This window comes from Agromyces mangrovi, from assembly GCF_030296695.1.
GTDB classification, from domain to species: Bacteria; Actinomycetota; Actinomycetes; order Actinomycetales; family Microbacteriaceae; genus Agromyces; species Agromyces mangrovi.
Window position 1 is genome coordinate 1,541,814 of record NZ_AP027737.1, and the last position, 18,773, is coordinate 1,560,586.

Genomic DNA, 18,773 nt, shown 5'->3' on the forward strand with positions numbered 1-18,773 from the left:
CTGTCTCGGCCGATCCAGTAGGTTCGACCCATGAAGCCGCCGCCCGCCGGCCGGTTCCTCGCACTCGACGGCCTGCGGGGAGTCGCCGCCCTCGCCGTGCTGGTGTTCCACATGTTCTGGAACTCGGCGGGAGCCGACGCGCTCGCCGCGTGGATGCCCGGCCCCGTGATCGACGCCACGGGTTTCATGCGCAGCGGCGTGGCGATCTTCTTCGTCATCTCCGGCTTCGTGATCGCCTACACGACGGCGAACATGCGCACCTTCCGCGAGGGCGGCCGGTTCGCATTGCGCCGCCAGGTGCGGCTCGACCCGCCCTACTACGTCGTGATCGCCGGCGTGCTCCTCATCGAGTTCGCCCAGACCCTCGTGCCCGGGCTCGTCGGCCGCCAGTTCACGCCGCTCGACGTGCTGCTCAACATGGTCTACCTGCAGGACATCCTCGGCGTGCCGTCCGTGCTCGCGGTCGCGTGGACCCTCTGCCTCGAGGTGCAGTTCTACCTCGTGGTCGTGCTGCTGGCGATCGTCGCCGCCCGCACGACACGGTCGGAGGCGTGGCGCGGGAGGGTCGTCGTGTGGAGCGCAGCGGCGCTGGCGCTCGCATCCCTCGCCCTGCCGCTCGTCGGCATCAGCAGCGGGCCGTGGGTGCTCGGGGTCTGGTGGATGTTCGCGATCGGGATGCTGCTCGCCTGGCACTCGATCGGCACGGTGAGGACGTGGCACGTCGTCGCGTCGTTCGCGGTGCTGGTCGCGTGGGCGTCGCTCCGGCAGTTCGTGCTGGGCCAGGCGGACCCGTGGGGCGGCGAGTGGTTCGCGATCGGGACGGGCCTCCTCATCTGGGCCCTGCAGGAGCGCGACCGCCTGTCGGCCTCGCCGGGTCGCGTGCTGCTCTACTTCGGCCGCATCTCGTACCCGCTGTACCTCGTGCACCTCCCGGTGATCGCGGTTGTGGCCGGCGCGGGGTTCAAGGCGTTCCCGGATGCCCCGTGGGCGCAGTTGCTCATCGTGCTGGCCTCCGGCGCGATCGCGATCGGCGCGGCGGAGCTGCTGCACCGATGGGTGGAGCAGCCCGCCATCGCCTGGTCGAAGCGACTCAAGAAGGGTCGCGTCGACGCGGCGGCCGCACGCGACGGCGGCTGAGCAGCGCCCGCGACCGGTCAGCGCGCCCGGCGGAGCGACCGCACCGCGTCGCGGAGCCTCGGAAAGCGCGCGGCGAGCCCGGCGCGGCGGCGTTCGCGGCGCCGGCCGTCGGGCGGCCAGAGCAGGGCCGCGAGGTGCCCGACCGCGCCGCGGAACCTCCGGTCACGGAACTCGGGCGAGCCGAACAGCTCGCGGAGCAGGTGGCGGTGGAGCGACCCGTCGAGCCCGCCCGCGAGACCCGTGGGGATGTCGACGAGCCCGCCGCCCAGCCGCAGCGCCACCGCCGACGAGAGGAACGGGAGCCCGAGCTTCGTCGTGCGCGACGTGGCCCCGAGGTGCACCCGGTAGAACACGGTCGGCTGGTCGAGGTGCGGGATGGGCTGCAGCCGCGACACGTTGACAAGCAGCCAGTAGTCGTCCATCGCGAGCGCGTGCGGGGCGAAGCCGCCCGCGAGCCTCAGGAGCTCGGGGTCGGCGACGAAGCTCGTCGTCGTCGAGACCGGTCCGCGCAGCAGCGCCTCGAGGTCGTGGCGCTCGACGCGATCCGACCCGGTCGCATCGTGCGCCGCGACGAGTTCTGCGAGCGTGTCGTCGCTGCCGACCAGCAGCCCCGCCCAGCCGCCGACGCCCTCGTCGAGACGGGTCAGCCGTTCCTGTTCGTCCGCTGCCGCGAACGTCCGCTCGCGGAGGAAGAGGATGCGCTCTTCCGGGTGGTCGTCGAGCCAGCCGAGCGCCCGCTCCACGTGCGTGGGGTGCCACAGGTCGTCCTGGTCGAGGAAGGCCACCCACTCGCCGCGGGCCTCGGCGAGCCCGCGGTTGCGTGCGACGGCGACGCCGAGGTGCGACTGCTCGAGCACCCTCGGGGACACCGTGTGCGCCCGCGCCCGCTCGCGTCCGTCGTCGTCGGATCCGTCGTCGACCACGATCACCTCGAGGTCCGCAATCGTCTGGCCCGCGATCGAGCTGAGCGTCTCTTCGATCCAGCGTGCGCCGTTGTACAGCGGCACGACGACGCTGACGCGCGGCGCGCGCTCGGCGATGGATCCGTCGGCCCGTGCCGCCGGCGCCATCACGCCGACGGCGGGACGCGTCGACCGCGGCGCGGCGTCGTCTCCGGCTCGTCGAGATCGCTCAGGTCGGCGGGCACCGTCACACCCGAGGCCGCGGGTTCCGGCGTCGCCGGCGCCTCGTTCGAGTGGGCCACGTACGCGCGCCGGTACTCGTACGAGTACGGCGTGGCGTCGACACCACGGAGCGGCGCCTTGTTCAGCACCACGCCGAGCGCGCGCCCGCGCGCCTTCTTGAGCGTGTCGAGCGCCTTCTCGAGCAGGTCGTAGGTGGTCTTGCCGAGGCTGGTCACCACGAGTGCGCCGTCGGCCTGGTGGGTGAGCACCGCGCCGTCCGTGACGGGCAGCAGCGGCGGGGCGTCGATGATGACCGTCGCGTGCTTGGCGAGTTCGGCGATGAGCGTGCGCATGCGCTCCGAACCGAGCACCTCGCTCGGGTTCGGCGGCACGCTTCCGGCGGCGAGGACGATCAGGTTGACCGACTTCGGCGTCCGCTGGAGCACGTCCGTGAGTTCGGCGCGACCGGCGAGCACGTCGGAGAGGCCGGCGCCACCCGGGAGGCCCATGGTCTTCGCGACCATGGAGCGCCGCATGTCGCCGTCCACGAGCACGACGGCCGTTCCCGCTGCCGCGAGGGTGAGCGCGAGGTTGCAGGCGATGGTCGACTTGCCGTCGCCGGGCAGCGGGCTCGTGACCACGATGGTCCGCGGCGGGTGGTCGACGTCCATGAACTGGAGGTTGGTGCGCAGCGAGCGCAGCGACTCCGCCACGGCGAAGTTGTCGCCCTTGCCGCCGTTGCGCTCGTTCATGTCGACGAGCCGCTGCTCGTCCGTCAGCCCCGGCACGAGCGGGATCGTGCCGACGACGGCGATGCCCGTGCGCTGCTCCACATCCTCCGCGGCGCGGATCCGACGGTCGGAGACGGTCCGGATGAGGGCGAACGCGATTCCGAACCCGAGCCCGAGGATCGCCCCGACCGCGACGGCCATGCGCACGTCCGGGAACGACGGCGAGGACGGCAGCGAGGCGATGTCGGCGGGGATGACCGTGACCGGCGCCGAGCCCTCGGAGCCATCGCCCTCGATGTCGTCGATCTCGATGATCATCGCGTCGATCCATGCCTCGGCGAGCGCCCGCGCCTCCTCGGGCGACGGCCCGGTCGCGCTGATCCGCATGATCACGGTGTCCGTCGGGTTGGTGACCTCGACGCGGTTCACGACCGCCTCGGGCGTCGTCGCGAGGTCGAGGTCGTCGATGGCGTTCTGCGCGACCGATCGCCAGCTCGCGATCTCGAGGTACGAGCTCACCTTGCCGCGCGCGAGGTTGTCGCCGATGGTCGAGATGCCCACGTCGCTGTTCTGCGCAGAGGCGATGTAGCCGCTGGCAGAAGCCGTGTAGACGGGGGTCTGCAGGAGCGTCCACCCGTAGCCGGTGGCGGCACCGACGAGCGTCATCACCAGGATGGCGAGCCAGTGCCTGCGCAGGCCTCGGATGTAGTCGCGGAGCTCCATGGCACCTCCGGTCGCGTTCGTGACACCGTCCGCGGCGCGGCGGTACCCGGGACGAGTAGGCTCCATGCTATGTCATCCCCCATCACGGTGCGTGCCCTGGCGACGACGGTGTGCATCGCGCCCGACGAGACCCTCCCGGAGTCGGATCGAGCGGCGCTCGCGGTGCAGTGGAGCGACCTGCTGATCGACGACGACGCGCGTGCGGCACTGACGATCCACGTGGGCATCGGGCCGAGCGAGCTCGAGATCCTCTCGGTGGACGACCGTCGCCTCGTCGCGGGATCGTTCGAGGAGCTCGCCGACCGGCTCGCGACCGAGGTCACGCTCGCGGGGCTCAAGTCGCTGCAGGGCCAGGCACTCCTGCTGCACGCGTGCGCGGTCGACGTCGGCGATGGCCGCGTGGTCGCCTTCGTCGGGCCGTCGGGCCGCGGCAAGACGACCGCCGCCGAGGCACTGGCCCACGAGTTCGGCTACGTCACCGACGAGACGGTGGCCGTGCGCAGGGACGGCACGGTGGTGAGCTACCGGAAGCCGCTCTCGATCGGGTCGCGTCCAGGGTCGAAGCTGCACGTCCCGGCGTCGGGCCTCGGACTGAAGGCGGTGTCGGAGGACGCCCTCGAACTCGCCGCCGTCGTACTGCTCGACCGCCGGCCCGACGTGGAGTCGCCCCGGGTGGAGCAGGTGCCGCTCGCCGAGGGACTGCCCGAGCTGGTGCGGCAGACGAGCTATCTGACCCTGATGCACCGGCCGCTCCGCACCGTCTCCGACCTGCTGCGCTCCACCGGCGGCATCCGGCGCGTGGTCTACGGCGAGGCCGCCACGCTCCCGGCGATCATGGACGAGATCCTCGAGGCCACCGACCCCGAGCCGCCCATGCTCGTCGACGTGGCGACACGGTCGAACCGCGACTGCGGCTGCGTGCAGGACCTCGTGCCGGGTGAGCCGATCACCACCAACACGCCGCTCGAGGAGGCGCCTCCGGGCTCGTACCGCCGCACCGTGCACTCGGACTCGCTGATGATCGACGACAGCCTGTTCGTGCTGAAGGAGTTCGACGTCCTCGTGCTTGAGGGCCTCGGCCCCATCGTCTGGCTCGGCGCCGAGGACTCGACCGAGGACGAACTCCGCGCGACCGCCCTCGAACAGCTGCCGGAGCCGCCCGAGGGCGTGGACCCGGCGCTGGTCGTCTCGGGTGCGATCAAGGACCTGCTCGACGCTGGCCTGCTCGTCCAGCGGGCCTGACGATCTCCTCGTCGGATTCAAGGGGTTCGGCAGCGGGCGCCCGATCCGTCTCCCGCTGCATCGCCCCGAGGCACACGCCGGCGATGACGAACGGGATCGAGACCGCCGCAGCCACCCAGAACAGGTCGAACTGGGCCTGCACGATGCGCGAGAACACCACGGCGAACGCAAGGGTGCCGAACCTCGGATCGATGCGCCAGAGCACGATGAGGATGCCGAGCCACATCACGCCGAACCCGAACAGTCCGAGCAGCCCGGTGCTGGCGAGCACCTCGAGCTCCGCCTGCGGTGGCTGGAACGCACCGGGGATCTGGTACCAGTAGCGCAGTCCGTGCCCGAACGCCGGCGATTCGGTCCAGAGGTGGTAGACGTCCCGGAACCAGTTGATGCGCTGGTAGACCGAGTTGAACTGGTTCTGCGACTCGATCTGCTCGATCACCATCGAGATCACGAGCCACGTCGCGGGGATGACCAGGAGGAAGACGACGATCCGCGAACGGCCCGTGACCTTCCGCCGGATGACGCCGATGATGACGGCGGCGACGAGGCCGATCATCGCCTGCCGCGACTGGCTGAGCAGCACCCCGACCACGAGCAGCAGGAACGTGGAGGTCGCCAGCCGGCGCGACCACCCCAGCCAGTCGGGGTTGACGTAGGCGATCACGGCCGCGAATGCGAGCGTCGTCCCGACGAAGTTCTTGTGCATCGGGAACGGCCAGGTGAGGTAGATCGCCGCGAAGTCGCCGGTCGCGTACTGGAAGGCGGCATGGATGACCGTCACCACCGCGATCAACGATGCGGTCCCCACGATGAGCCCCAGCGCCAGCCGCGCGTATCCCGCATGGCCCACCGCCCACCCGACGATCAGCGCGCCGGAGATGAGCAGCCACGCGTGGAACCATTCGACGGTGTTGGCGGTGTACGGGTTCACGATGACCGTGATCAGCGTCGTGAACTGGTAGAAGAAGTTGAGCCAGAGCAGGGCACGCAACGGTGCGCTGTACGGACGATGGCCGAGCAGCAGTGCCGTGCCGAACGCGGCCGCGAGCGCGACGTCCGAGACGGAGAGATCGGTGCCGCCGAGGCCCACGCGCTGGATGATGAGGATGCCCGGCATCGACACGAGCGCGATCGCGAGCGGGACCGACGTGGTCACGGCCGCCGCGATGACGAGCACGGCCAGGGCGAAGGCCATCATCTCCGCGTTCTGCGCCCGCTGGTCGAGCAGGATGTACACGGCGACCGCGGCGCCGCCGGCCATCAGCACCCAGCGCCAGGCGCCGGCCCACCAGTCGCCGAGGCGTTCGCGCCGGACGCGCGCGCTCGTGCTCATCGGACTCATGGCGACTGCTCCTCGGGAGATGCGCTCAAGTATCGCAGGTCGCCGCGCGTCACACGGCGGTCTCGACCAGGAGTCCGCGCTCCAGCAGTTCGGTCAGGAACCGGTCGACGTCGTCGCGGATCTCGTCGAGGCCTGCCCCGGTCTCCTCCGCGACGCGACGCGGCACGTCCTCCCGAGCGCTCCCGCGGGCGACCCGCCAGATGGTCGGCGCGACGCCGTCGAGCACGACGATCGGTCCCCACGGGATGGGGGCCAGGTACGTGACGTCCTCCACGTCGACGAGGGCGACGCCGGGCGCGAGTGCGAGCAGTCCCATCACGACCTCCCTCGGCGCACGCCACGGAACGCCTCGCCCACGCCGCGCCGGATGCGGTCGACGAATTCGCCGGCCACCTCGCGTCGGGTCGGTCGTCGACCGAGGCGGTGCGTGAGCCGATCCACGTTCACGAGCGGCGCCCGGACGGCCACCCGGACGGCCGCTCCGAGGTCGGGCGCCGAGCCGACCCGCGCCCGCCACTCGTCCGTCCGCGAACCGCCCTCCGACGCGACCTTCCACATCCGGTACTCCCGACGGTCGCGATAGCGGTCGAGCCCTCCGGTCGCCGCGGCGAACGCGACCTCCGCGCCGAGCTCGTCCCGCAGCGCCAGCACCGCCGCGCGGCGCTCCGCCCCGGCGTCCTCCCATGCCGCCGCGACGTCGCGTCGGCTCCCGGCCGACGCCCGGGCATCGTTCAGCACGAGGATCAGCGCCTGCCCGACGACATCCGGCACCGCGCAGTTCCAGCCCGCGAACTCGATGGTGCCGCGGTCCCTCCAGAGCCGATCGAACGCCAGTGCGGGAGTCACCCCGAGGCCCGGGAAGAACCGATGGACGTCGATGTACCCCCAGGCGTCGTGCGTGTACGTCTGGGCATGGCCGAACGGCGAGCCAGACCGGAACGTGCTGTAGAGCACCCACCCGCCCGCGCGCATCGCGCGGTCCAGGCGCTCGACGTGCGCCGGTCGCACGAGGACGTCGACGTCGCTTCCCCGGGAGGTGGGGCGCAGTTCGTCCGCCACCGCGAGGCCCTTGATGTGCAGCAGGTCCGCTCCCACCCCGTCGGCCACGCGCTGCACCGCCGCGTGTCCGAATCGCAGGCGCACGGCCATCGGCACATCCCGTCGATGCTCCTCCGCCACGGGCCCGCCGTCCATCGTCAGCTCAGGTCTCCGAGCTCGACCAGTCGCGCGAACTCCGCGTTCTCGGCCCGCACCTGATCGAAGGTCCCGGATGCCTCGACCCCGCCCGACTTCAGGAAGACGAGCGTGTCGGCCCGGCGAACCGTGGAGAGGCGGTGAGCGACGATCAGGATCGTCATGCTGCCCTGCAGGCCCGCGAGCGTCGACGAGATCTCGTACTCGGTGGCGTTGTCGAGCGCGGACGTGGCCTCGTCGAGCACGAGCACGCGGGGCCGCCGATACAGCGCACGCGCGAGGCCGATGCGCTGCCGCTGCCCGCCCGAGAGGCGGACGCCGCGCTCGCCGACCACGGTGTCGAGACCGTCGGGCAACTCGGCGACGAGTGCGTCGAGCTGCGCCATCGCGATCACCTCGGAGATGCGGTCGAGGTCGATGTCGTCGACGCGGACGCCGAAGGCGATGTTGGCCGCGAGCGTGTCGTTGAGCAGGAACACGTCCTGCGGCACGACGCCGAGCTCCGCGTACCACGAGGCCGGGTCGTCGGCGATCGATCGTCCCCCGCACTCGATCGATCCGTCCGTGGGCGAGAGCAGGCCGAGCACCAGGTCGACGAGCGTGCTCTTGCCGGCACCGCTCGAGCCGACGAAGGCCGTGGTGCGGTTCTCCTCGATCCGGAGGTCGAGCCCCTCGACGACGTACTGGTCGGTGTCCGGGTAGTGGAACCCGACGTCGCGCAGCACGATGTCGCCTGCGTAGCGCTCGGCCGTGCGCCGCTGCTCGTCATGGCTCGGCTCCGTCGACAGGTCGGTCGCCGCCTGGGTGAGGATGCGCAGGCCGGCCCGGCCGATGCGGATGGTCGAGATGTTCGCCGAGATGCGGGTCATCGTGGGCAGCGCCCGGACGGAAGCTGCGGCGAACACGCCGAGCACGGTGATCGCATGCTCGGGCGTGCCGGTGGCGAAGAGGATCGCGGAGATGCCGAGGATAGCGAGGATGAAGCCGATCTCGAGCAGGTAGCGCGGTGCGTCCGAGACGATGCCGCCCATGCGCGAGGCCCGGGCCTGCTTCAGCTTCGCCGCGCGGAACCCATCGACGAACGATCCCGAACTCGAGGTCAGGCGCGCCTCGCGGAAGCCGTCGAGCCCGGGCAGCAGGTACTGCCACGACTGCAGGCTCGCCTCGGCGAACTCCTCGCCGAGGCGATGCTGCGTGCGCTTCAGCACCACCTGCACCCCGTAGACGATCGCGCCGAACAGCGCCACCGCGAACAGGGTGACCACCGGCGACGTGATCGCGAGCACGCCGATGATCGCGATCAGCACCAGCACGTCGGAGCCGATCGTGACCAGCGCGAGCAGTACGCTCGACCCCTGGTTCGCCGCCTCGCCGATGCTGCGGTAGACCTCGCTCAGCCGCCGCGTGCGGTGCGCGGAGTACGGCGCGAGCATGTACCGCCGCGCCATCTCGGCGGAGGTGAGCGCGGCGACCCGCGTCGTCCTGCCGAGCAGCCACCAGCGGAACGCGATGGAGCCGATGCTCTTGACGATGAAGACTCCCGCGACGAACGCCGCCACGATCGGGATCAGCTGGCCCGGATCCGTCGTGCCGAAGAACGAGGAGATCGCCCCGAGCGATCCGCTCTCCGGGTCGACACCGGTGGCCAGCTGTGTGAGCGGCACCATCGCGGCGACGCCGAGCGTGTCCAGTGCCGCGAGCACGACCGACGCGCCGATCGTGCCGGCGAGCCACCGCTTCCCGCTCGCCCCGGCGAGGGAGAGCAGCATCCGGACCTGCCCGGTCAGGCCGGGAGGTGCCTCCGCGCGCGTCATCGTCCTCCTCCGAACCCGCGTCCGGGATCCCCGCCGCTCCGCGACATCCTAACGGGCGCCGGGAGCGCGCAGAGCGCCGTCCATCGCTCGACGGAGCCCGTCGAGATGGCGGTCGATGCCGAACCGCTCCGCCCAGCCGCGACACGCTTCGGGTCCGACGTCCCGCGCCCGCCGGATCGCCCCGGCGAGCGCCGACGCCGTCGGCTCGGCGGCGCGGAAGCCGCTCTCGCCGTCGCGCACGGTCTCGAGGTAGCCGCCCGCCGCGATGGTCGCCGCGGGCGTGCCCTCGAGGGCGGCCTCCAGCACGGTCAGGCCGAAGTCCTCTCGTGCGGCGCCGACCACCACGGCCGCGTGCCGGTACACCCAGCACAGCTCGGCGTCGCTCACGCGTCCGAGGCCGTAGACCCGCTCGTCGGGCGCATCGAGCTCGGCCGATCCGGCGCCGACGACGACCACCGCGAGCTCCGCGGCGAGCGCCGCCTCGACCGCGAGCCGCACGTTCTTGTACCCGCGGTCGCGCGCGACGACGACCGCGAACTCGTCGGGCAGGTTGCGGCCGGGCGCGACGGCCTCGCTCGCGACCGGTGAGACGGGCGGATGCACCACCTCGGCGTCCACCCCGTAGGCGTCGCGGATGCGGTCGCGCGTCACCGCCGAGTTCGCGACGATGGCGTCGGCCCGCCGCATCGCGTCGCCGTCGCCACGGCGCAGCAGCGGCGTACTCACCGTGAGGCCCGCTCGCCGCACGCGGCTCAGTCGCATCCGGTAGTCGTCGGCCGCGTACAGCCAGCGGGCGGGGCTGTGCACGTAGACGATATGCGGCATGTCGAAGGCGAAGCGGTGGGCCCATCCGCTGCTCGAGACGAGGGCGACGTCGCCGCCCGTGACGCGGGTGCGGGCCGCGATCGACGGCAGCGCCGGCAGCATCCGCTCGACCTGCCCCGCGAGCGACCGTGGAATCGTGGCGCGCACGTCGGCGGCACCGAACGCGTCGAAGGTCGTCTCGGGGCGGTACGCCAGCGTCACGAGCGACTCGGGACGCAGCGCCTCCGTCCACTGCGCGACGACGCGTTCCGCGCCGCCCGACTGCACGAGGTAGTCGTGCGCGAGCACCACCGTGGCGCCGGCCGCCCCGGACCCCGACGCGGCGGGATCGGTCATCCCCCGACCGACCCGGCCTCGGTCACGGTGACATCCGTTCGGTGGAAGTGCTGGAACGAGCGCGACGCCGTCGGGCCGCGCTGGCCCTGGTAGCGGTTCGCGTACTCGGCCGAGCCGTAGGGCCGCTCGCTCGGCGACGACAGGCGGAAGAAGCAGAGCTGGCCGATCTTCATGCCCGGCCACAGCTTGATCGGGAGGGTCGCGACGTTCGACAGCTCGAGCGTGACGTGGCCGCCGAACCCGGGGTCGATGAACCCCGCGGTCGAGTGCGTGAGCAGGCCGAGGCGGCCGAGCGAGCTCTTGCCCTCGAGGCGTGCGGCGACGTCGTCGGGCAGGCGCACGGCCTCGAACGTCGACCCGAGCACGAACTCGCCCGGGTGGAGGATGAACGGCTCGTCGGCACGCACCTCGAGCAGGTGCGTGAGGTCGGGCTGGTCCTCGGCGGGGTCGATGTACGGGTACTTGTGATTGTCGAACAGGCGGAAGTACCGGTCGAGCCGCACGTCGATCGACGACGGCTGGATCATCGCGGGCTCGTACGGGTCGAGGCCGATGCGGCCGGCGTCGAGCTCGGCCCTGATGTCGCGATCCGAGAGCAGCATGCGTTCAGCGTAGCGACGTGCGCCGCGGTCAGAGCACCCGGCCGAGGTAGGCCAGTGCGTTCGAGCGCTCCTCCGCGAGGATGCGGTTCACCGACTCCCAGTCGGGATCGAAGACCCGGTCGTCGATCGGGTCGTCTGCCGCCTCGACGAGGTGGTGTCGGAGGTCGAACACCTCCAGCAGGGTGTCGAACCGCGCGCTGCCGCGACGCGCGTTCGCGTACGCCACGAACGGGCGGTTGAAGAGGATCGCGAACACGCACCCGTGGAAGGAGTCCGTCACGATGAACTCGGCCGAGGAGAACTCGGCGAGCCACCGCTCGACGGATGGGCGGTCGTACGCCGCGGGATCCTCCGCGTACGCCGAGTACGTCGACGGCGGCGAGCCGGGGAGCAGCGTGCGCGTGGACAACCCGAGGCGCCCCGCGATCGCGGACTCGACCGCATCGAGGTCGTCGCTCTCGTCGAGTCGGAACACCAGCACGGCGGGATCCCCCACGGCATCGGCCGCATCGACCGCCAGCGCCCGGTAGTCGGCGGGGGCGAGGAGCATGGTCGGGTCGACGTGCCGCTCCGCCCGCACCGCGAACTCGTCGCTGCAGATGCGCACTCCCGAGCGTTCCCGCACCGAGACCGCGTCGAAGCGCCGGAGCAGCGACGCGGACTCCACCCGAGCTGCATCCGAGTACTCGGAGAGGTCGTCGACGCCGAAGGATGCCGCGTACGAGACGCGCCTCGGGCCGCCGTCGCCGCCGGGCAGCACGTCGAACAGGTATCTCGGCACGACCGTGTAGTACGCGCGCCAGACCTGGTCGCTGCCTACCAGGAACGTGTCGAACCGCCGTGCGAGACGCGCTCGGGCTCGATCCGACCACGCGCGCTCCACGAAGCGGCCCTGACGCAGTCGGGTCGCCTCGAATCGGCGTTGACGCCTGGCGACCTCGTGCCCCGCGCGCCAGGCCCAGTCGAACCGCAGCGGCAGCATCCTGCGCACCGCCCGTCGCAGGGCCCAATAGCGGAATCGCAGTCGCCGACGCAGGGAGGCGGGCGTCGTCGTGTCGGTCACCACCTCGTGTCCGAGCTCACGGATGACCCGTTGCAACGCGTACGCCTGGAGGATCCCGCCGTAGTTCGTATGGAGCGGCAGGGTCTTGATCAGTACTCTGCGTGACACAGGGAGACGGTACCAATGCGGGTCTGGAGCCCCATGGGGAGGAGCGCAATGGCACACGGCATCGAAGAGGTCGTCTCACGGGGCATGTGCGTGGGATGCGGCGCCTGCTCGGTACGCACGTCGGGCGCGATCCCGGTGACGATCGGGCGGCGCGGTGTCTACGAGGCGCATCTGGGTGGCGTCGATTCCGGCGCCGTACGCGCCGCGAGCCGCGTCTGCCCCTTCTCCGACGACTCGCCCGACGAGGACGCGCTGACCCGCGAGCGCTTCCCCGACCTGTCGGCGGACGATCGGCTCGGCGCCGTTCGCGACATCGCCGCCGGACGCATCGCGTCGGACACCGAGGTCATGCGCAGCAGCTCGGGCGGACTGACGTCGCTGCTGCTCGTCGAGCTCCTGCGAGAGGGCCGGGTCGACGGCATCCTCCACGTGGGTCGACCGGAGGGCGACCAGCGCTTCGCCTACACGATCTCGACCTCCGCGGAGGAGGTGCTCGCGTCGCGCAAGTCGATGTACGCGTCGACCACGCTCGCCGACGTACTCGGGCGGATCCGCGGCGACGGGCGGCGCTACGCGGTCGTCGGCGTGCCGTGCTTCATCACGGCCGCGCGTCACCTCGCGCGTGAGATGCCCGAGCTCGGGGAGCAGCTCGTCGTCTTCGTCGGGCTCGTCTGCGGGCACCTGAAATCGACGTTCTACGCCGAGTCGCTCGCGTGGCAGGCGGGGGTGGCCCCGCAGGACCTCGAGCGCATCGACTTCCGCGTGAAGGCACCCGAGCGCTCGTCGGGCAACTACGACTACGAGGTGACCGCCCGTGGCGCGACCGAACCGATCCGGCGCCGTACCGGGTCGGCGTTCGACACCTCATGGGGCTTCGGGGCCTTCCAGCCCGAAGCGTGCAACTTCTGCGACGACGTCTTCGCCGAGTCGGCCGACGTCGCATTCGCCGATGCCTGGCTGCCGCAGTACGAACCCGACAGCCGTGGCACGAACGTCGTGGTGGTCCGCGACGCACAGGTCGGCGAGACGCTCCAGCGGGCGGCCGCCCGCGGCGAGGCCGACCTCGAGCCGCTGTCGGCCGACGATGCGGCCGCCTCGCAGGGCGGCAACTACCGGCATCGCAGGGTGGGCCTCGCGGTGCGCCTCGCGGACGACCTGCGCCGCGGTCGCAGCGTGCCGCGGAAGCGGGTCGTTCCCGATCGCACGGTCGTGTCCCGGCGACGAGCGGCGCTGATCCGGCAGCGGCGCCGGATGTCGGTCCTCTCGCTCGAGCGATTCGCCGAGGCGCGCGAGGCGGGCGACTTCGCGCGCTACGAACGGCCGATGCAGCGGGCGATCCGGCGCTACTGGCTGATCGATGCGGCCACCCACGGCCCCCGGGCGCTCGCGGGCTTCGTCAAGCACCGGGCGAAGGAACTCCTGCGCCGCTGAGCCGTTCCCGATGCGCGACCCGGGCGACGGTCCGGCGCACGAGCGGCCGCCACCGGTTGCTAGGATGTCCCAGTCGCATCCGCGTGGCCAGCAGCCGGCGGATGCCACGTGCCGATGTAGTTCAATGGTAGAACTTCTGCTTCCCAAGCAGACAGTGCGGGTTCGATTCCCGTCATCGGCTCCACGCAGACGCGCGTCGTTCAGGAAACGCGCGGCGAACGCCGCTACGCTGGCCCGATCCAAGGGGAGTACTCCCGCACGGTCGCTCGTCACTACGGATGCGCTTCGCATCCCGGGCCATCGGTTCCCGATCCAGGGGATGGAGGAGACCTTGGCGTCGATCCGTCCACGCCAGGTCTGGAGCACCTCCTGAACATCACCCCGCTCGTCTGGGTCATCACCATCGCCGTCACGGTGGCCTTCTTCGTCTACGAGTTCTTCGCCCACGTACGGAAACCGCACGAGCCGACGATCGGCGAGTCGGCTCGATGGTCGGCGTTCTACATCGCGCTCGCGCTGCTGTTCGGCGTCGGCATCGGCATCGTCTCCGGCTGGACGTTCGGGGGCGAGTACTTCGCCGGCTACCTGACCGAGAAGGCGCTCTCGATCGACAACCTGTTCGTCTTCCTCATCGTGATGACGAGCTTCGCCGTGCCGAAGATCTACCAACAGAAGGTGCTGATGATCGGCATCGTCATCGCACTGGTGCTGCGCGGCGTCTTCATCGCGGTCGGCGCCGCGCTCATCGAGAACTTCACCTGGGTGTTCTACCTGTTCGGCGCGTTGCTGCTGGTGCTCGCGTACCAGCAGGCGTTCTCGCACGACGGAGCGAACCCGGCCGACGGCAGGTTCATGCGCTTCGTCCGCCGGCACCTCCGGGTGACGGACGAGTACCACGGCGACCGCCTCACGGTGCGACGGGACGGGCAGCGGTGGGTGACGCCGATGCTGCTGACCATCATCGCCATCGGCTTCGTCGACCTCATCTTCGCCGTCGACTCGATCCCGGCGATCTACGGGCTGACCGAGGAGGCCTACATCGTCTTCACGGCCAACGTGTTCGCGCTGATGGGGTTGCGGCAGCTCTTCTTCCTGATCGGCGGCCTGCTCGAGCGACTGGTCCATCTCGCCCAGGGCCTCGCGGTCATCCTGGCGTTCATCGGCGTGAAGCTGCTCATCCACGCGCTGCACGAGAACGAGCTGCCGTTCATCAACGGCGGCGAACCGGTCACGGTGATCCCCGAGATCCCGATCTGGCTGTCGCTGGTGTTCATCGCGACGACGATCGCGGTAGCGACGGTCACCAGCCTCGTCACGACGCGCGGCGGCCGCCGTACGCCGACGGCCGACCGGGCGGGCGAGCGCTGATCCGCGCATCCGTCGCGATCGAGACGGAGACGGGCGTCACCCGACTGTGCGACGATCGATGCTGCACCTGCAAGGCGAGGAGGACCCGAATGGCCGAGCACCGCATCTACGGCATGAGCTTCGCGAGCATCTACCCGCTCTACGTGAAGAAGGTCGAGCGCAAGGAGCACACGAAGGCCGAGGTCGACCAGGTCATCACCTGGCTGACCGGCTACGACGAGGCCGGCCTCGAGAAGGCGATCGACGACGAGGTCGACCTGCGCACCTTCTTCGCCAAGGCACCGCGCATGCACCCGAACGTCGACCAGATCACCGGCGTGATCTGCGGCATGCGCGTCGAGGAGATCGAGGACCCGCTCATGCAGCAGATCCGCTGGATGGACAAGCTCGTCGACGAGGTCGCGCGCGGCAAGAAGATGACGTCGATCCTGCGCGGGTCGGCGGTCGACGCGTAGCCTGCCGCGCGCGCCGGCCGCGTCACTCCGGGCGGGCGCCCGCCGGCCGCCAGACGAGCGGATGCGGCATCCGGTTCTCTCGATACAACCACTCCGCGAGCGGCGCCCAGACGACCAGCGCCACGCCCGCCCCGATCAGCAGGCCGCCGATCGTGTCGCTCAGCCAGTGCGCGCCGAGGTACATGCGGCTGAGCATCATCAGCACCGTCCAGGCGATGCCCGCGACCCACACCCAGGTGCGGAGGAACACGAGTCCGAGCGCGGTGGCGATGACCGCCGCGGCGGAACTGTGGCCCGACGGGAAGGACCCGAAGTCGGGCGTGACGAGGATGTCCTCGGGGCGCACACGTCCCACGAGCACCTTCACGAGCCGCGTGACGCCGGCGCTCGCGAGCACCGCGATGCCAAAGTAGAGCGCCGCCCACGGGCGGCGCCAGAGCAGCAGCGCCACGCCGATGGCGATCGGGAGGACGACGTTCGACAGCAGTCCACCGCCCAGGAGGTCGAGCAGCAGTGCCGCCTGCGTGACCGCGGGCGTGCGCGCCGCGGCGAGCGCAGTCATGAGCTCGATCTCGAACGCGAACGGCTCCCGGGCCTCCGCGACGACGATGACCAGACCGAGCAGGGCCACGGCGACCAGCGCCAGGACGCCCGCGATCCACCACGGGTGCCGCCCGACGCGCACCGGCGCGGGAGCGTGCGAGCCGCCACCCGGCCCCGGGCGGCCGCTCCCGCCCTCACTCGCGCTCATCGCGCCCCCACGCCTCGGGCCGCCGGTCGGCCTCGAGGACCTGCTCGGGCGTGCCGACCCGCACCGTGCGGATGGTGTCGACCGCGATGACGATGCCGAGCACCACGAGCGACAGCATGATCGACGCGAGCGCGTCGGTCGCCCAGTGGTAGCCGAGGTAGATGCGGCACGCGGCCGTGAGCAGCACCACGAACGCTGCGGCGGCGAATGCCAGCACGGTGATGAGTGGCCGGCGGTGCCGGGAGAACACGAGGTAGGTGCCGATGAACAGGAAGTCGGCGACGCCCATGACGTGCCCTGAGGGGAACGACGAGGTCGGGTCGAACTCGAGCATCATCCCCTCGGCCGGCGGTCGCTCCCGCCCGATGATCGGCGCGAGCACCTGCACGATGATGACCCCGAGGATCATGCCGCCGGCGAGCAGCAACGGCCGCCAGGCGTGCTTCGCGAGCAGGCCCCAGGTCACGGTGGTGACGAGGATCACGATGGGCATGGAGATGGGCCCGAACACGATCGCGAGCACGATCATGAACGTCGTGAGCCACTCGTCGCGGCCCGAGGCGAGCCACGCCTCCACCGGGGCGTCGATCGCCGAGAGGTCGTCCGACTCGAGCGCCGAGTCGAGCACCACGAGGAACCCGGCGACGCCAGCGAAGACGAGCGCACCAGCGACGATCAGCAGCGTGCGGCGGCCGCCGGCCGGGAGGTACCGCACCTCGACGATGAACCGCTCGTGGAACCTCGCCCACCGCCCGGTACCCGATCCGCCCACTGCACGCACCTCCACACGCACCGCCCGCGGGTGCGAAGCCATCACCCTACGTCGCGCGAGGCCGTCGCCGCCCGGGGTTGCGCTCACGCGGTCGCACGTGCATGGCCCCTCCGCGGCGCCGGTCGTAGGCTGGCGGCATGGTCGCCGAAGACCCCACCACGACGGATGCCCCGGTCGACACGCCCGTGCTGATCGTGGGCGCCGGCCCCACGGGCCTGACCGCGGCCCTCGCGCTCCATGCCGCCGGCGTGCCGTTCCGCATCGTCGACCGCGCGCCCGACCACGTGCACGAGTCGCGCGCGCTCGCGGTGCAGGCCCGCACGCTGGAGGTGCTCGACGCGTTCGGCGCGGCCGACGACCTCGTCGCCGCCGGCAACCCGAACGTGAAGTTCGAGCTGCACTCCCCCGCAGGAGGCGGCCCGATCGGCATCTTCGAGGCCGGCCCGGGCATGACCCGCTACCCGTTCATCCTGTTCCTCGGCCAGGGCGACAGCGAGCGCCTGCTGCTCGAGCGGCTGGCGTCGAGCGGCGTCGCGGTCGAGCGCGAGACCGCGCTGACCGCGCTGCACGACGACGGTGACGCGGTCACGGCCTCGGTGCACGGCCCCGGCGGCGATGAGGCGATCCGGGCGAGCTGGGTGATCGGATGCGACGGATCGCGCAGCGTCGTCCGCGAGTCGCTCGGCATCCCGTTCAGCGGCAGCCGGTTCCCGCAGGCGTTCGCGCTCGCCGATCTCGAGGTCGACGGCATCGAGCCCGGCCGCGCGCACCTGTTCCTCGCCGCCGACGGGCTCGCGTTCTTCTTCCCGCTCACCCACCCCGCCACCTGGCGCATGATCGCGCTGCTCCCCGACGGGGCCTCCGCCGACGGGGTCACCCTCGACACCCTGCGCGCGGTCGTCGCCCGGTACACCGACGAGCGGCTCGTGCTGCGCGACCCGGTCTGGCTCACCGGGTTCGCCATCGCGAACCGCGAGGCCGAGTCGTTCCGCTCGGGGCGCGTCTTCCTCGCCGGCGACGCCGCCCACATCCACACGCCGGCCGGCGGCCAGGGCATGAACACGGGCATCCAGGACGCCGTGAACCTGGCCTGGAAGCTCGGGCTCGTGCACCACGGGGCATCCGGCCCGTCACTGCTCGACAGCTATGCGAGCGAGCGGATGCCGGTGGCCCGCGCCGTGCTCGAGACGACCGGCCGTGCGTTCGGGGCGGCCACGTCCGACGCGCCGGTCGCGCGGTTCCTCCGTTCCCGCGTGATCGGGCTCGCGGGGCCGGTCGTGACGCGTCTCCGCCCGTTGCGCCGGCTCGGGTTCCGCGCGGTCTCCGAGCTCGTGATCCGCTACCCCGGCAGCCCGCTCGGCGGCTCGGGCGGCGCACCCATCGTCGGCGGTCCGCAGCCGGGCGACCGCGTGCCCGACCTGCCCGTCGCGGTGGCAGGCGAGCCGATCTCCCTGCACCGCCTGCTCGACCCGGCGCGGTTCCGCCTGCTGCTCGTCGGCGACGTCCCGGCCGCCGCGCGCCAGGCCGCGCGCGACGTCGCCGCGAGGCATCCGCTCGCCGTGCACCCCGACCCGATCGTGCTCCACCGCACCGTCGACGGCGTCCGCCGCCCGGGCAGCTCCGGCGCATTCGGACGCGCACGCGGCGGCGCCGTGTACCTGCTCCGGCCCGACGGCTACGTGGCCTTCCGCGCCGGCGGCCTCGACATCGCGTCGGCCGGCCGGCACCTCGACCGCATCCTTGCCTGAGACGCCG

17 protein-coding genes and 1 tRNA gene are annotated in these 18,773 nt (G+C 71.5%); 7 read left to right on the forward strand and 11 right to left on the reverse strand.

What is annotated here, in order from left to right:
• Positions 1–30 precede the first annotated feature (30 nt).
• Entirely contained in the window at positions 31–1,137 is a 1,107-nt protein-coding gene (locus tag QUE38_RS07275; protein WP_286311139.1) for an acyltransferase family protein, read from the forward strand.
• Between the two features lie 17 nt (positions 1,138–1,154).
• Here QUE38_RS07275 and QUE38_RS07280 read toward each other — a convergent pair whose 3' ends face one another.
• Both QUE38_RS07280 and QUE38_RS07285 read right to left on the reverse strand, forming a co-directional pair.
• Entirely contained in the window at positions 1,155–2,207 is a 1,053-nt protein-coding gene (locus QUE38_RS07280) for a glycosyltransferase family 2 protein (RefSeq protein ID WP_286311140.1), read from the reverse strand.
• Positions 2,207–3,715 carry a tyrosine-protein kinase domain-containing protein gene (locus QUE38_RS07285; protein WP_286311142.1) on the reverse strand — a complete coding sequence of 503 codons (1,509 nt, stop codon included), beginning with the start codon at positions 3,713–3,715 and terminating at the stop codon, positions 2,207–2,209. The genes QUE38_RS07280 and QUE38_RS07285 overlap by 1 nt, the downstream gene beginning before the upstream one ends.
• A gap of 69 nt (positions 3,716–3,784) precedes the next feature.
• Between QUE38_RS07285 and QUE38_RS07290 the strand changes: the two genes are divergently transcribed.
• Positions 3,785–4,957, forward strand: coding sequence for a hypothetical protein (locus QUE38_RS07290; RefSeq protein ID WP_286311146.1), 1,173 nt, complete (start codon positions 3,785–3,787; stop codon positions 4,955–4,957).
• On the opposite strand, the gene QUE38_RS07295 is transcribed toward QUE38_RS07290, so the two are convergent.
• The 7 genes from QUE38_RS07295 to QUE38_RS07325 are packed head-to-tail and all read right to left on the reverse strand — an operon-like array spanning position 4,914 to position 12,241.
• Positions 4,914–6,299 (reverse strand): O-antigen ligase family protein, encoded by a 1,386-nt coding sequence (locus QUE38_RS07295; protein ID WP_286311148.1) that lies wholly within the window; start codon positions 6,297–6,299, stop codon positions 4,914–4,916. The genes QUE38_RS07290 and QUE38_RS07295 overlap by 44 nt on opposite strands.
• A 49-nt stretch (positions 6,300–6,348) precedes the next feature.
• Complete coding sequence (locus QUE38_RS07300) at positions 6,349–6,615, reverse strand: PqqD family protein (protein WP_286311150.1); 267 nt, start codon at positions 6,613–6,615, stop codon at positions 6,349–6,351.
• Positions 6,615–7,448, reverse strand: a complete 834-nt coding sequence (locus tag QUE38_RS07305; protein ID WP_286311153.1) for a nucleotidyltransferase family protein — start codon at positions 7,446–7,448, stop codon at positions 6,615–6,617. The genes QUE38_RS07300 and QUE38_RS07305 overlap by 1 nt, the downstream gene beginning before the upstream one ends.
• A gap of 47 nt (positions 7,449–7,495) precedes the next feature.
• Positions 7,496–9,307 (reverse strand): ABC transporter ATP-binding protein, encoded by a 1,812-nt coding sequence (locus QUE38_RS07310; protein WP_286311155.1) that lies wholly within the window; start codon positions 9,305–9,307, stop codon positions 7,496–7,498.
• 48 nt (positions 9,308–9,355) lie between these two features.
• On the reverse strand, positions 9,356–10,468 hold the full coding sequence (locus tag QUE38_RS07315) for a glycosyltransferase (protein ID WP_286311157.1): 1,113 nt from the start codon (positions 10,466–10,468) through the stop codon (positions 9,356–9,358).
• Entirely contained in the window at positions 10,465–11,070 is a 606-nt protein-coding gene (gene dcd, locus QUE38_RS07320) for a dCTP deaminase (RefSeq protein ID WP_286311159.1), read from the reverse strand. Before dcd ends, QUE38_RS07315 begins: the two co-directional genes overlap by 4 nt.
• Positions 11,071–11,098: 28 nt before the next feature.
• The gene (locus QUE38_RS07325; RefSeq protein ID WP_286311161.1) at positions 11,099–12,241 is read right to left on the reverse strand and encodes a polysaccharide pyruvyl transferase family protein; all 1,143 of its coding nucleotides are present in this window, start codon (positions 12,239–12,241) and stop codon (positions 11,099–11,101) included.
• Positions 12,242–12,289: 48 nt separating this feature from the next.
• Here QUE38_RS07325 and QUE38_RS07330 point away from each other — a divergent pair, with 48 nt between their 5' ends.
• From QUE38_RS07330 to QUE38_RS07345, 4 genes are all read left to right on the forward strand, one after another.
• Positions 12,290–13,672 carry a Coenzyme F420 hydrogenase/dehydrogenase, beta subunit C-terminal domain gene (locus QUE38_RS07330; RefSeq protein WP_286311163.1) on the forward strand — a complete coding sequence of 461 codons (1,383 nt, stop codon included), beginning with the start codon at positions 12,290–12,292 and terminating at the stop codon, positions 13,670–13,672.
• Between the two features lie 110 nt (positions 13,673–13,782).
• Positions 13,783–13,856: transfer RNA gene (locus QUE38_RS07335), tRNA-Gly, on the forward strand.
• Between the two features lie 185 nt (positions 13,857–14,041).
• Entirely contained in the window at positions 14,042–15,040 is a 999-nt protein-coding gene (locus QUE38_RS07340; RefSeq protein WP_286311705.1) for a TerC family protein, read from the forward strand.
• A gap of 89 nt (positions 15,041–15,129) precedes the next feature.
• Positions 15,130–15,495, forward strand: coding sequence for a DUF2200 domain-containing protein (locus QUE38_RS07345; RefSeq protein ID WP_286311165.1), 366 nt, complete (start codon positions 15,130–15,132; stop codon positions 15,493–15,495).
• 22 nt (positions 15,496–15,517) lie between these two features.
• Here QUE38_RS07345 and QUE38_RS07350 read toward each other — a convergent pair whose 3' ends face one another.
• Together QUE38_RS07350 and QUE38_RS07355 are read right to left on the reverse strand one after the other, a co-directional pair.
• Positions 15,518–16,246 carry a phosphatase PAP2 family protein gene (locus QUE38_RS07350; RefSeq protein WP_286311166.1) on the reverse strand — a complete coding sequence of 243 codons (729 nt, stop codon included), beginning with the start codon at positions 16,244–16,246 and terminating at the stop codon, positions 15,518–15,520.
• On the reverse strand, positions 16,233–17,018 hold the full coding sequence (locus QUE38_RS07355) for a phosphatase PAP2 family protein (RefSeq protein WP_286311168.1): 786 nt from the start codon (positions 17,016–17,018) through the stop codon (positions 16,233–16,235). Before QUE38_RS07355 ends, QUE38_RS07350 begins: the two co-directional genes overlap by 14 nt.
• A 137-nt stretch (positions 17,019–17,155) precedes the next feature.
• Between QUE38_RS07355 and QUE38_RS07360 the strand changes: the two genes are divergently transcribed.
• Entirely contained in the window at positions 17,156–18,766 is a 1,611-nt protein-coding gene (locus QUE38_RS07360) for an FAD-dependent monooxygenase (protein WP_286311170.1), read from the forward strand.
• Positions 18,767–18,773 lie beyond the last annotated feature (7 nt).